The sequence below is a fragment of the Luteibacter pinisoli genome (genome assembly GCF_006385595.1).
Lineage (GTDB): Bacteria > Pseudomonadota > Gammaproteobacteria > Xanthomonadales > Rhodanobacteraceae > Luteibacter > Luteibacter pinisoli.
Genome location: NZ_CP041046.1, coordinates 3,548,629 through 3,560,856 on the forward strand (window position 1 = coordinate 3,548,629; position 12,228 = coordinate 3,560,856).

Annotated in this window: 12 protein-coding genes and 1 riboswitch; of the genes, 7 read left to right on the plus strand and 5 right to left on the minus strand. The window is 68.3% G+C overall.

What is annotated here, in order from left to right; translation table 11 throughout:
• The first annotated feature begins 45 nt into the window (after window positions 1–45).
• The 5 genes from FIV34_RS16185 to FIV34_RS16205 all read left to right on the plus strand — a co-directional run bounded on the left by FIV34_RS16185 (window position 46) and on the right by FIV34_RS16205 (window position 4,708).
• Complete coding sequence (locus FIV34_RS16185; protein WP_139984560.1) at window positions 46–1,500, plus strand: GTPase; 1,455 nt, start codon at window positions 46–48, stop codon at window positions 1,498–1,500.
• A gap of 103 nt (window positions 1,501–1,603) precedes the next feature.
• Window positions 1,604–2,233: a YceI family protein gene (locus FIV34_RS16190; protein ID WP_139984561.1), complete on the plus strand. Its 630-nt coding sequence runs from the start codon at window positions 1,604–1,606 to the stop codon at window positions 2,231–2,233.
• On the plus strand, window positions 2,217–2,801 hold the full coding sequence (locus FIV34_RS16195) for a cytochrome b (RefSeq protein WP_139984562.1): 585 nt from the start codon (window positions 2,217–2,219) through the stop codon (window positions 2,799–2,801). The genes FIV34_RS16190 and FIV34_RS16195 overlap by 17 nt, the downstream gene beginning before the upstream one ends.
• Window positions 2,798–3,358, plus strand: a complete 561-nt coding sequence (locus tag FIV34_RS16200; protein WP_139984563.1) for a YceI family protein — start codon at window positions 2,798–2,800, stop codon at window positions 3,356–3,358. The genes FIV34_RS16195 and FIV34_RS16200 overlap by 4 nt, the downstream gene beginning before the upstream one ends.
• Window positions 3,359–3,361: 3 nt before the next feature.
• Window positions 3,362–4,708, plus strand: a complete 1,347-nt coding sequence (locus FIV34_RS16205) for a GTP-binding protein (protein WP_246058650.1) — start codon at window positions 3,362–3,364, stop codon at window positions 4,706–4,708.
• Here FIV34_RS16205 and FIV34_RS16210 read toward each other — a convergent pair.
• Window positions 4,689–4,919, minus strand: a complete 231-nt coding sequence (locus tag FIV34_RS16210; RefSeq protein ID WP_139984564.1) for a glutaredoxin family protein — start codon at window positions 4,917–4,919, stop codon at window positions 4,689–4,691. The two genes, FIV34_RS16205 and FIV34_RS16210, sit on opposite strands and share 20 nt — an antisense overlap.
• Window positions 4,920–4,995: 76 nt before the next feature.
• Between FIV34_RS16210 and FIV34_RS16215 the strand changes: the two genes are divergently transcribed.
• Complete coding sequence (locus FIV34_RS16215; RefSeq protein ID WP_139984565.1) at window positions 4,996–6,378, plus strand: L-serine ammonia-lyase; 1,383 nt, start codon at window positions 4,996–4,998, stop codon at window positions 6,376–6,378.
• Here FIV34_RS16215 and FIV34_RS16220 read toward each other — a convergent pair whose 3' ends face one another.
• Complete coding sequence (locus tag FIV34_RS16220) at window positions 6,379–6,759, minus strand: hypothetical protein (RefSeq protein WP_139984566.1); 381 nt, start codon at window positions 6,757–6,759, stop codon at window positions 6,379–6,381.
• 158 nt (window positions 6,760–6,917) lie between these two features.
• On the opposite strand from FIV34_RS16220, the gene FIV34_RS16225 reads away from it, so the two are divergent.
• On the plus strand, window positions 6,918–8,585 hold the full coding sequence (locus FIV34_RS16225) for an APC family permease (protein ID WP_139984567.1): 1,668 nt from the start codon (window positions 6,918–6,920) through the stop codon (window positions 8,583–8,585).
• A 32-nt stretch (window positions 8,586–8,617) separates the two neighbouring features.
• Here FIV34_RS16225 and FIV34_RS16230 read toward each other — a convergent pair whose 3' ends face one another.
• From FIV34_RS16230 to metX, 3 genes are read right to left on the minus strand one after another with little or no spacing between them, the layout of a single operon-like run.
• Window positions 8,618–9,682 (minus strand): homoserine dehydrogenase family protein, encoded by a 1,065-nt coding sequence (locus FIV34_RS16230; protein ID WP_139984568.1) that lies wholly within the window; start codon window positions 9,680–9,682, stop codon window positions 8,618–8,620.
• A complete protein-coding gene (gene metB, locus FIV34_RS16235) occupies window positions 9,679–10,875 on the minus strand; it encodes a cystathionine gamma-synthase (RefSeq protein ID WP_139984569.1) in 1,197 nt (398 codons plus the stop codon). The genes FIV34_RS16230 and metB overlap by 4 nt, the downstream gene beginning before the upstream one ends.
• Before the next feature lie 2 nt (window positions 10,876–10,877).
• On the minus strand, window positions 10,878–11,912 hold the full coding sequence (gene metX / locus FIV34_RS16240) for a homoserine O-succinyltransferase MetX (RefSeq protein ID WP_139984570.1): 1,035 nt from the start codon (window positions 11,910–11,912) through the stop codon (window positions 10,878–10,880).
• Between the two features lie 89 nt (window positions 11,913–12,001).
• A riboswitch (SAM riboswitch) is annotated at window positions 12,002–12,117 on the minus strand.
• Between the last annotated feature and the right edge of the window lie 111 nt (window positions 12,118–12,228).

The following is a 12,228-nucleotide window of genomic DNA, read 5'->3' on the forward strand; positions in this document are numbered from 1 at the left end:
TTCATGTAGGACAAGCCTGACCCGCTTGCCCGTAGAATGCCCGGCATGTCACGCCGACTTCGCTTGCTGATCGCGGCCATCGGTATCGCCGCCCTCGCCTGGTTGCTGCTAGCCACGCTTGAGCGTGGCCTGGCACTGGCCCAGCGCTTCATGAGCCTGCCCGAAGGGTTGCGCTGGCTGGTGGGCCTGCTGCTTGTCGCCGTCCTCGCCGCGGGCCTCGCCATCGGCGTGTGGTGGCTGCGCCCGCGAAAACCGCGTGCGCCCGTTCAGGCTCCCGACCGTCCATCGCTGGAAACGCGGGTGGCGGCATTGCGTGATTCCGATGCCGACGTTGAGGAACTCCGTAGCGAACTCAGCGAACTTGACCGCCGCCGTGACAGCGGCCAGGTACACGTCGCCGTGTTCGGGGAAATCTCCACCGGCAAATCCACGCTGATTGCCGCGCTCGTGCCGGGCACCGTCGTGGCGCGTGATGCACGCGGCGGCACCACGCGCGAGGTGACGCACTACGAAGGCCGCGACGCCCATGGCACGACGTGGATCGTGGCGGATGTGCCGGGCACGGCGGAGGCCGACGGCGATGCACGCGAACGCATGGCCCGCGAGGAAGCCCTGCGTGCGCATGCCGTGGTGTACGTATGCGCGGGTGACCTCACCCGCGCGCAGGCGAACGAAGTGCGCTGGCTGGGCGATTTTGGCAAGCCGCTCGTACTCGCCGTGAACAAGGCCGACCAGTGGGACGCCGGCGAACGCGCGCACATCGCGCAGCGCCTGCGCGCCAGTACCGAAGGCCTGCCCGATGCGGTGGTGCTGATCAGCGCCGGCGGCGAAGAGCAGTTCACCCGACGCCTCGCCGATGGCAGCAGCGAAGAGGTGCGCCGCCAGCGCAAGCCAGACATCGATGAGCTCACCACCGCCCTGCGCCGCCTTACGGCGCCCGGCGCCGGTGCCCTTGAGCCCGCCCGCGAAAACGCCGTGCTCGCTGGCCTCCACGAGCGGACCTCGCTGCTGGAAACAACCCAGCGCGCGGCCGAGGCCGAGCGGATCGTGGCGCGCTACGCCCGGCGCGCCATCGTGGGTGCCATGGCCGCGGTCGCGCCCGGCACCGACCTGGTGATCCAGGGCGCGCTGGCCGCCGGCCTGGTCCGGGCCCTGGCCGGACTCTACGGCGTGAAGGTGTCCGAGGTGGAGATCGAAGCGCTGCTGCGCCAGGTGCGCATGACCTTGCGAACGGGCACCTCGGTGGTCCTGGCCGTCGCCGGCAACGCGCTTAAGGCTTTCCCCGGCCTGGGCACGCTGGGCGGCGGCGTCCTCCACGCCTTCGCCTACGCGCTGGTGTTCGACAGCTTCGGCAAGGCCCTGGCCACTACCCTGGCCGAGCGCCAGCAGCTGGACCACGCCGAGGCGGGCGAGCGCATGCGCAGCCTGCTGGAAGACACCCGGGGCAACCGGTTGCGCCACCTGGCGGAACTCACCAGCGATGCCCTGCGGGATCGCTGAGTGAACAATCCGTTCGCGGCGCACGGGCTGACAAGGCCGGCGCCGTCGGCCACACTCTTTCCCATCGGCTGCTCGCGCGGCCCGTGATGGAGCACCTCCCCTGATGCGACGCGTCCTCCTTCCCGGCATCCTCGCCCTGGCCTTCACCGCGGCGGGCGCCGCCCACGCGGCACCCCAGGCCTGGCGGATCGACCCCGTGCACAGCACGGTGGTGTTCAACGTCGACCACAACGGTTTCTCCCGCTCGTTCGGCCGCCTGCGCATCACCGACGGCACCCTTCGCTTCGATCCCGCCAACTGGCCGGCCTCGTCGGTGGACGCCACCATCGACCTCGCGTCGGTCAGCATGGGCGACGCCGAGTGGGACAAGGCCGTGCGCGGCAGCAGCCTGCTCGACGCGGACCACGAACACACCGCGCACTTCGCCAGTGACTCGGTGGAGAAGCGCAACGACGACGAGGGCGTGCTGCACGGCAAGCTCACGCTGCGCGGCGTCACCCTGCCGGTGAACATCCCGTTCCGGGTGAACCGCGTCGGCAAGACGATTTACGGCCTGCATACGACGGCCGGCTTCTCCGCCAACCTCGTCCTCGACCGGACGAAGTTCGGCATGACCTCCAACACCGGCTCGATCGGCACCCAGGTGTCGGTATGGCTGGAAATCGAAGCGATCCGCACGGGCGACGGCCCTGCCGCTGCTGACAAGGAAACCCCCGATGCCCGTGCGCAGTGAACCCACCCGCTGGAGCACCGTTGCCAAGACCTTCCACTGGCTCATGGCGCTGCTGATCCTCGGCAACGGCCTGTTCGCCTTCTGGATGGACGGCCTTAAGCCCTCGTTGAACAAGATCAACATGTTCGCGCTGCACAAGTCGATCGGCCTGACCGTGCTGGCGCTGTTCGTGCTGCGCCTGGCGTGGCGCATGGCCGACAGGCGTCCGCCGGACGTGCCCGCGCCGCGCTGGCAGAAGGTCGCCGCGCATGCCGTGCACGGGCTGCTCTACCTGCTTATCGTCGCCATCCCGCTCAGCGGCTGGGCGTTCAACTCCGCCCACGGCTTCCCCCTGCAGTATTTCAAGCAGTTCAACCTGCCGGCACTGGTGGAAAAGAACGAAGATCTTTCCAATACGCTTGGCACCGTGCACGTGTATCTGTTCTGGTTTCTGCTGTTCGTGCTCGTCGCCCACGTGGGTGGCGCGCTGAAGCACCATTTCATTGATCGCGACGACACCCTCCGCCGCATGCTCCCGTTTGGACGCGCACGGCGGAATGCCCCCACCTCTCCCGGAGACACGCCATGACCTTGTCCACCCGCCGCCTTTCCGCGCTGGCACTCGCCCTTGCCCTGCCCTTCGCTGCCTCCGCGGCGGATTACAAGGTCGGCCCGGGTAGCACGCTGGGCTTCAGCGGCAAGTTCCAGGGCCAGCAGTTCGACGGCTCCTTCGGCAAGTTCGACGCGGCCATCAGCTACGACCCGGCCAACCTGGCCACGGCGAAGTTCGACGTGACCGTGGATGTCGCCACGGCGAAAACCGGCGACGGCGACCGCGACGGTGCCCTGCCGACCGCCGATTTCTTTGACGCCTCGAAATTCCCGAAAGCGCACTACGTCACCACGGGCTTTGCGAAGAATGCGAAGGGCGACATCGTCGCCAATGGCAACCTCACCCTGCACGGCATCACCAAGCCGGTGCAGCTCAAGGTCGTCTTCAACCCGGCGGCTGGCGGTGCACGCCTCTCGGTCACCGGCAGCCTGAAGCGCCTGGACTTCGGCGTGGGCAGCGGCCAGTACAAGGACACGAGCACCATCGCCGACGACGTGCTGGTCAACGGCACGCTGAACCTGCTGCCGAAGTAAGCCGTGACCGACGGCTGGCGTGACCGCCTGCGCGGCCTGACCCGTCGTTTCCACCGTGCTGCGCCCGACGCAGCGGCGGTGGACACGAGGGGCGGGGCGGTGGGCGCCAGCCTGCGCGGCCTGCTCGACGATCCGGCCATCCCGGCGGATGTCCGCGCGGCGATGGCCTCGGACTTTCGCCGCGTGGAAACGATGCTCGAGCGCATCGAACACGAAGAACTGCACGTCGCGGTGTTCGGTCGTGTCTCCGCAGGCAAATCGGCGCTGGGCAACGCCCTGCTCGGCCGCGATGCGTTCGCCATGGGCGTGCTCCATGGCACGACGACGGAAGCCGACGCCGTACGCCTCGACGAAGCCGCGCATGCCGGCCTGGTGCTGATCGATACACCGGGGATCAACGAACTCGGCGGCGAGGCGCGCGAAAAACTCGCGTTCGACGTCGCTGAAGTCAGCGACCTCATCGTCTTCGTGGCCGATGGTGACCTCACCCGTGACGAGCGCGACGCCCTGCGCACACTGGCGGCGACCGCGCGGCCGCTGCTGCTGGTGCTGAACAAATCCGACCGCTACAACGACGACGAGCGCGATGGCCTGCTCGAACGGCTGCGCGAACACGCCGCGGGCCTGGTACGCCGTGAAGACGTCCTCGCCGTGGCGGCCCGCCCTGCGCCACGCGTGGTCATCGAAAGCGACGCGCGCGGCGTCGAACACCGTACAAGCGAACCACGGCCCGCCGATGTCGCGGCCTTGAAGGCGCGCCTGATCGCCATCGCCGAACGCGAGGGCAAGGCGCTTGCCGCGATCCATGCCGGCCTGTTCGCGGGCAAGCTCACCGACCAGGTCAACGCGCGCATCGCGGGGGCGCGGCGCGACGTCGCCTCGGGCGTCATCCGCCAGTACTGCATCGCGAAATCCGTGGCGGTCGCGCTGAATCCCGTACCGGTCGCCGACCTGCTGCTCGCCGGCGGCTTGGATGCGGCGATGGTGGTGCAGCTCAGCCGCGTCTACGGTTTGCCGCTGACGCGTGCCGAATCCGGACGGCTGGTGGTCGTGATCAGTACCCAGCTGGCGGCCCTGATGGGCGCGGTATGGGGCGTGCAGCTGGTGGCGTCGGCACTGAAAGGCCTGAGCGGCGGCTTGTCGGTCGTCGTCACCGCCGCGGCACAGGGCGCGCTCGGCTGGTACGCCACCGTGCTGATTGGCCGCGCCGCCGAGCGTTACCTCGTTTCGGGCAAGTCATGGGGCGAGCACGGGGCCAAGCGTGCCGTCGCCGACATCGTCGCCTCGCTCGATCGCGACTCCATCCTGCGCGAAGCGCGCGAAGAGATCCTCAGGCGGCTGCGCAAATAAGCGCCAGCGCCGCCGCGTCGAAGGGCCAGTCCAGTTCGACGCCGTCGCTGCGTTGCAGCACGGGCACACGGGCGCCGTAGCGCGCTTCCAGGGCATCGTCATCGTCGATCCACACCGATGAAAAGTCCGGAAAACGCACGCTCGCCAGCAGATCCAGCGCCTGGTCGCAAAGGTGGCAGTCGTCGCGCTGGTACAAGGTGAATGCATACATGCGGGGGTGTATGGGGTAGCGGGCCGTGGGGCGTAGAATAGCCGGCTATTCCCCATAGCCAACCCCACGTCCAGCCATGGCAGTCAGCGTTTTCGACCTTTTCAAGATCGGCATCGGCCCGTCTTCTTCGCACACCGTGGGTCCCATGCGCGCCGGCGCCCGCTTCGCCGAGCACTGGCTCGAAGAAAAGGGCGTGCTCCATCGCGTGGCCCGCGTGCGCTGCGAGCTGTTCGGCTCGCTGGCCATGACCGGCCGCGGCCATGGCACCGACAAAGCCGTGCTGCTGGGCTTCGAAGGCGAATGGCCCGACCGCGTCGACCCGGACGCCATCCCGGCCACCCTGGAGCGCATCCGCGCCAGCAAGCGCATCCGCATCCTCGGCCGCCACGAGATCGCGTTCGACGAAAAGGCCGACCTGGTCTTCAACAAGCGCCAGAAGCTTCCGTTCCACACCAACGGCATGCGCTTCTCCGCCTACGACGCCGAAGGCAACGAGCTCGCCACCCGCGATTACTACTCGGTGGGCGGCGGTTTCGTGGTGAATCCCGACGAGGCGGCGGAAGACCGCATCGTGGCCGATACCAGCGAACAGCCGTTCGCATTCTCCACCGGCGACCAGATGCTGGCCCTCTGCGCTGAGAACAATCTCACCATCGCCCAGCTGATGATGCGCAACGAGAGCATCTGGCGACCGGAGGCCGAGACCCGCGCCGGGCTGCTGACGATCTGGCAGGCGATGCAGGATTGCGTGGCCCGTGGCCTGCGCTCGCCCGGCGTCCTGCCGGGTGGCCTGAAGGTGAACCGCCGTGCGCCGGCCATGGCCGCCGAACTGCGCGCCCAGCCCGAAGCCGCGCTGCGCGACCCGCTCACCATCCTTGACTGGGTCAACCTGTACGCCCTGGCGGTGAACGAAGAGAACGCCGCCGGCGGCCGCGTCGTCACGGCGCCCACCAACGGTGCCGCAGGCATCGTGCCGGCCGTGCTGCACTATTACCGCCACTTCTGTCCGGGTGCCTCGGAAGAAGGCGTCATCACCTTCATGCTGACCGCGGCGGCCATCGGCATCCTCTACAAGGAAAACGCCTCGATCTCCGGCGCCGAAGTCGGCTGCCAGGGCGAAGTCGGCGTGGCCTGCTCCATGGCGGCCGGCGGCCTGGCCGCCGCGCTGGGCGGTACCGTCACCCAGGTGGAGAACGCGGCCGAGATCGGCATGGAACACAACCTGGGCCTCACCTGCGACCCGATCGGCGGCCTGGTGCAGATCCCCTGCATCGAGCGCAACGCGATGGGCGCGGTGAAGGCGATCAATGCCAGCCGCATGGCCCTCAAGAGCGACGGCAAGCACCACGTCTCGCTCGACAAGGTCATCGCCACCATGCGCGACACCGGCCGCGACATGAAGGACAAGTACAAGGAAACCTCGCGCGGCGGCCTGGCCGTCAACGTGATCGAGTGCTGATTATCTGGTAGGACAGGTGCGCGGGAGGCGCTCGACCGTCTCAACGCGCACCGGTTCGTCCTGTCCCCACCAGTTGGCGACGGCCGTGTAGCAGATCCGCAGCTTGCCCTTGCGGGTGTCGAAACGCTGCTTGCTGGTGTACGCAAAGCACGAAACCGAGGCCAGGTGGCCCAGCTCGCGCATGGTTATGGCGCAGCGCCGCACCGATTCGACCGGGTCTTCGCCGGGGTACAGGGTGAAGTAAAAACCCTTGGCGGTACGATCATATGACTCCGAATCGATCAGCCGGCCCTTGTCGCTCCACGGCGTCTCGGCTGCGGCAATGCCGCATGCCGACATGGCGACAAGCCATATGCCGTTGACGACTACCTTCGATCGCATCCGAACCCCTTCTTCCTTACCGCATCGGTCAGTGTATATCGATGTGCCCATCATTTGCGTAGGGGGGCGCTGGCTGACAGGGGGGCCCGGGGCTGTCATCATCCGGCCCTTGTGCCGCCCTGGGCCCGGAATTTCCGGCCCGTCCGACCGGAGTTCCCATGTCCCACCACCATATTCGTCGCGATGTCGGCGCTTTTGCCCTGATGCTGACCGGCCTGGGCTCGATTATCGGCTCTGGCTGGCTGTTCGGCGCCTGGCACGCCGCCCAGCTCGCCGGCCCCGGTGCGATCTACGCCTGGATCATCGGCGCCGTCATCATCCTGTTCATCGCCCTGACCTACGCCGAGCTCGGCGCCATGTTCCCCGAATCCGGCGGCATGGTGCGCTACGGCCACTACTCGCACGGTTCGCTGGTGGGCTTCATCGCCGGCTGGGCCAACTGGATCGCCATCGTCTCGGTGATCCCGGTGGAAGCCGAGGCATCGGTGCAGTACATGGCCTCGTGGCCCTGGGAATGGGCGCAGTGGACCAAGAGCCTCTACGTCGTCACCGCCGGCCACGGCGAGCTCACCCCGCCCGGCCTGGCCATCGCGGTGGTGCTGGTCTTCGTGTACTTCTTCCTGAACTTCTGGAGCGTGAAGCTGTTCGCCAAGAGCAACACGGCGATCACGGTGTTCAAGCTCGTGGTGCCGGCGGCTACCGCCATCGCCCTGATGTACACCAGCTTCAACCGCGGCAATTTCCACATCGGCGCCCACGGCGGCACGCATGCCATCGACATCTCGTCGATCCTCACCGCGGTGGCCATCTCGGGCATCGTCTTCAGCTTCAACGGCTTCCAGAGCCCGGTGAACCTGGCCGGTGAGGCGCGTAACCCGGGCCGCAGCGTGCCGGTGGCCGTCATCGGCTCGATCCTGCTGGCCACGGTGGTTTACGTGCTGCTGCAGGTCGCCTTCATCGGCGCCGTGCCGCCGGACCAGCTGGCCAACGGCTGGGCCGCGCTGGAATACGCCTCGCCCTTCGCCCAGCTCGCCACCGCCCTGTTCATCAACTGGCTGGCCATCCTGCTTTACGCGGATGCCTTCGTCAGCCCCAGCGGCACCGGCGCCACGTACACCGCGACCACGGCGCGCATGATCTACGCCATGGAGCGCAACGGCCAGCTGCCGAAGATCTTTGGCTCCATCCACCCGCGCTTCGGCATCCCGCGTCCGGCCATGTGGCTGAACCTGGTGGTGAGCTTCATCTTCCTGTTCTTCTTCCGCGGCTGGGGCACGCTGGCGGCGGTGATCTCGGTGTCGACGATCATCTCCTACCTCACGGGCCCGGTCAGCGTCATGACCCTGCGCCGCACGGCGCCGGAAATGAAGCGTCCGCTGCGCATCCCCGGCCTGCCGGTGCTCGCCGCCCTCGCCTTCATCTTCGCCACCGAACTGCTGTACTGGGCGAAGTGGCCGCTCACCGGCGAGATCATCCTGCTGATGGTCGTCGCGCTGCCGCTGTACTTCTACTACACGGCAAAGACGGGCTGGGAAGACTTCGCCCGCCACATGAAGGGCGCCTGGTGGCTGGTCGTCTACCTGCCGGTGATCGCGGCCGTCTCGTGGGGTGGCAGCAAGACCTTCGGTGGCCACGACTACATCCCGTACGGCTGGGATCTGGCGGTCGTCGCCGTCATCGGTGCGGTGTTCTACTTCTGGGGCGTGGCCTCGGGCTGGCGCACGCCGATGGTGGAGGCCGCGCGCTTCCATCACGATGATGAGCCGGGCGAACCGGTGGTGCCGCCCAGCGCGGACGAAGCCAAGGCCGCCACCGGCCACCGCTAAACGAATAAGGCGCCCCTCGGGCGCCTTATTTTTTACAGCGAGAGCACGTCCCCGAGGAGTGCCTGCGCGGTGATCTCCGGCCCGGCGCCGGGCCCCTGGATCACCAGCGGTGTCGAGTGGTAGCGCGTGGTGGTCAGGGCGAACTGGTTATCGGTGCCGGACAGCCGCGAGGCCGGGTGCTCCGGGCCGACCTCGACCAGGCCGACGCGTGCCCGGCCGCGCTGGTTCAGGCGCGCGAGGTAGCGCAGCACCTTGCCCTTGGCCTTCGCTTCGGCATGGCGCTGGGCGAGCGGCGCATCGAGTTCCTCCAGCCGTTCGAGGAAGGCCTTGGTATCGACCCCACGCAGGGCCTCGGGGACAAGGCTCTCGATTTCGACTTCATCGCTGCCGAGGGCAAAGCCCGCATGGCGCGCGATGATCAGCAGCTTGCGCGCCACGTCTTCGCCCGAGAGGTCGGAGCGCGGATCAGGCTCGGTAAACCCGAGGCGGCGTGCGTCGGCGAGCAAGGCCGAGAACGGGCGTGAGCCGTCGTACTGGTTGAACAGCCACGAGAGCGAGCCGGAGAAGACGCCCTCGAGGGTGAGCAGGCTGTCGCCACAGCGACGCAGCCGGCGCAGCGTGGAGAGCACGGGCAAGCCCGCGCCGACGGTGGCCGCATCGCCATACACCGACGTGCCGGCCGTTGCCGCCTGCAGCGCGCGCCAGCCCTGCAGGTGGCCACCCGCAAGCGCCTTGTTCGCGGTGACCACGTGGTAGCCGCGCGAGAGGTATTCCGCATGGCGGCTCGCCTCGTTGGCACAGGCCGTGGCGTCGATCAGCACCTTGCGGGCCGCCCCCGTGGCGTCCAGCGCGGCCAGCAGCGGGCCGTTGTCGCGGCCGTCGCGCGCCTTCGCCAGCGCATCCGCGACATCCGCCGGACGCAGGCCATCGGCCAGCACATGCTGGCGACGCGAGTTGGCCGCGCCCACCAGGCGCAGCGTGCTCGCCGAGGGCGTGCCCAGCAGCGTCAGCAGGGCGCGGCCCACCACACCCGTCCCGAGCAACACCACGGCGGTGTGCGGCGCCTCTGGCGCCAGGGGAGCCACCACCGCGCTCATGCGCCGACCTTGCGTTTCGATGCACCGCGGGCGACGGCAGCGGCACGCGCCAGGCCGGCTTCAAGGTCGCTGATGAGGTCGTCGCCGTCCTCGATGCCGATGGACAGGCGCAGCAGGTTGTCGGCAATGCCGGCCGTACGGCGGGCTTCCGGGGCCATGGCGGCATGGGTCATGGTGGCCGGATGCGCCACGAGGCTTTCCACGCCACCGAGCGACTCGGCCAGCGAGAAGTAGTGCAGGCCTTCGACGAAGGCCTCGATGGCTTCGTCACCGCCAGCGAGCTCGAAGCTGAGCATCGCGCCGAAGCCCTTCTGCTGACGCTGCGCGAGCGCGTGGCCCGGATGGGATGCGAGGCCCGGGTAGTAGATGCGCGACACCGCTTCGTTCGCCTCGAGGCGCTCGGCGACGCGACGGGCATTCTCTTCATGGGCGCGCAGGCGCACCGCCAGCGTGCGCACGCCACGCAGGGTGAGGAAGCTGTCGAACGGCGAGCCGGTCTGGCCGTTGCAGTTACCCCACCACTTGAGCGTTTCCGCCACGGCGGGATCCGCCGCGATCACCGCGCCGCCGACGACGTCGCTGTGGCCGTTGATGTACTTGGTGGTGGAATGCAGCACGACGTCGGCGCCAAGCTTCAGCGGCTGCTGCAACGCCGGCGACAGGAACGTGTTGTCGACCACGACAAGCGCACCCACCGCATGCGCGGCCTGCGCCACGTGGCGCACATCGGTGATGCGCAGCAGCGGGTTCGACGGCGTTTCGATCCACACCAGGCCCGGCTTCGCAGCCAGGCCATCGGCCAGCGCGGTGGGGTCGGTGAAGTCGACGAAGCGCACGCTGAAGCGCCCCTTCTTCGCCCATGCATCCAGCAGGCGCCACGTGCCGCCGTAGCAATCATGCGCGGCGAGGACGAGGCCACCGGCCGGCACCAGCTCAAGCGCCAGCGCCACGGCGGACATGCCCGTGTTGGTCACGACCGCGCCCGCGCCTTCTTCCAGGTCGGTGAGGGCTTCCGCCAGCAGGTCGCGCGTGGGGTTGCCGCTGCGCGAATAATCATACGCACGCTTGCGACCAAAGCCTTCGAACGCGTAGTTCGTGGACAGGTGCAGCGGCGGCACGACGGCGCCGTGCTGGGTGTCGGATTCAATGCCGGCGCGGACGGCGCGGGTACACAGGCGGGTTTCACGAGTCATGGTTAACGAGCTCCGTAACAGTCGTTGAGTGCGTGACGCAGCACGGGGGCGAGCTGCACGGTTTCTTTGAGGAAGGCGTCGTGGCCATACGGCGAATCCACGACTTCGAGGGTGGCGGTGCCACCGATGCGACGCTGCAGTTCGCACAGGTCGGACAGCGGCACGAGGCGGTCGGAAGGGAAGCCCACCAGCGTCGTCGGCGCATGCACGCGTTCCGGCGCGATGTCGTGCAGGTCGATCGACTCGGAGAGGGCGAGGAAGCGCACCGGGTCGAAGCGTTCGACGAAACGACGGCCGGCGTGTTCCAGGTAATCTTCCACGGGGAAGTAGAAGCGGCCATCGCGCAGCTCCGGGCCGGCGGCGAAGCGGCGGGAGAATTCCTCGCTGCCACGGTAGGTGGTCATCGCCAGCTGGCGGGCCAGGGCCAGCGCTTCGTCCGTGCGGCCCGACTCGATGCCGAGGCGGACGATGCCGCGCTGCACGGAGCGCTGCGCGGTCGACAGCGGATGTGGGCGATGCGCGCCTGCCAGCAGGATCAGCGAGGCGACCTTGTCTGCGTGGTTGGCGGCGAAGGCGAGCCCGGCCATGGCACCGTAGGACGAGCCGATGAAGGCCTGGACGCGGCCGATGCCGAGCTCATCCACCAGCGCGGCCAGCGCGGCGGCCTGGTCTTCGCTGGACACCGACTCCACGCCCTCGATGTCGCCCGGCACCAGCCAGTCGATCGAGAGTACGCGGCAATGGGTGAGGTCGACGGCCGCGCCGTGGCCCACCAGCTCCTGCCACCAGCCCTGGCGATCGCGCCCGGCGCAGACGTCACGGCTGGCCGAGATGCCACCCTGCACGATCACCGTGGGCGCATGGGCCGCGCCGCACCACAGGTAATGGACGTCCACCGTGACCGCCTCGCTGCCGTACTTGGGCAGGAAGGACACGCGGCGGGTTCCACGCTGTTCGGTGAGATCGGCGGCGCCACGCGGCGCGGCGGCGACAGCTGCTTCGGAGAGGGGGATCACGGTGAGTGGCTCTGCTGGCATGTCCGGGTTCCTGTCGGGATCGAGCCCTGCGGATACCTGTAGCCGGACTGCCAGGGCGCGGTGCGCTGGAAGCGCGCCCGGACCGGACATTCCCATCTATCGGGTTGCGTGGCGAACCACGCACCGCAGGAGTTGGCACCGTCGCGGAAATCCGCAGGTTGCCCCGGCTTCAAAGGGCCTGTCCCTCAGCCGGTCTCGATGAGTGGAATCGACGATACGCGCCGATCCATGGTGTGTCAACAGCCGTCTAGACGTCTAAACCTCCAAAACCTTGCGAAACCGTGACCCGTATCGCGTGTTTAGCGGCCCCGTGCCG

Coding starts and splice junctions, on each gene's coding strand:
- FIV34_RS16210 (WP_139984564.1), bottom strand. CDS start 4,919: ATGTATGCATTCACCTTGTACCAGCGCGACGACTGCCACCTTTGCGAC.
- metB (WP_139984569.1), bottom strand. CDS start 10,875: ATGACTCGTGAAACCCGCCTGTGTACCCGCGCCGTCCGCGCCGGCATT.
- FIV34_RS16230 (WP_139984568.1), bottom strand. CDS start 9,682: ATGAGCGCGGTGGTGGCTCCCCTGGCGCCAGAGGCGCCGCACACCGCC.
- FIV34_RS16195 (WP_139984562.1), top strand. CDS start 2,217: ATGCCCGTGCGCAGTGAACCCACCCGCTGGAGCACCGTTGCCAAGACC.
- FIV34_RS16225 (WP_139984567.1), top strand. CDS start 6,918: ATGTCCCACCACCATATTCGTCGCGATGTCGGCGCTTTTGCCCTGATG.
- FIV34_RS16200 (WP_139984563.1), top strand. CDS start 2,798: ATGACCTTGTCCACCCGCCGCCTTTCCGCGCTGGCACTCGCCCTTGCC.
- FIV34_RS16215 (WP_139984565.1), top strand. CDS start 4,996: ATGGCAGTCAGCGTTTTCGACCTTTTCAAGATCGGCATCGGCCCGTCT.
- FIV34_RS16190 (WP_139984561.1), top strand. CDS start 1,604: ATGCGACGCGTCCTCCTTCCCGGCATCCTCGCCCTGGCCTTCACCGCG.
- metX (WP_139984570.1), bottom strand. CDS start 11,912: ATGCCAGCAGAGCCACTCACCGTGATCCCCCTCTCCGAAGCAGCTGTC.
- FIV34_RS16220 (WP_139984566.1), bottom strand. CDS start 6,759: ATGCGATCGAAGGTAGTCGTCAACGGCATATGGCTTGTCGCCATGTCG.
- FIV34_RS16185 (WP_139984560.1), top strand. CDS start 46: ATGTCACGCCGACTTCGCTTGCTGATCGCGGCCATCGGTATCGCCGCC.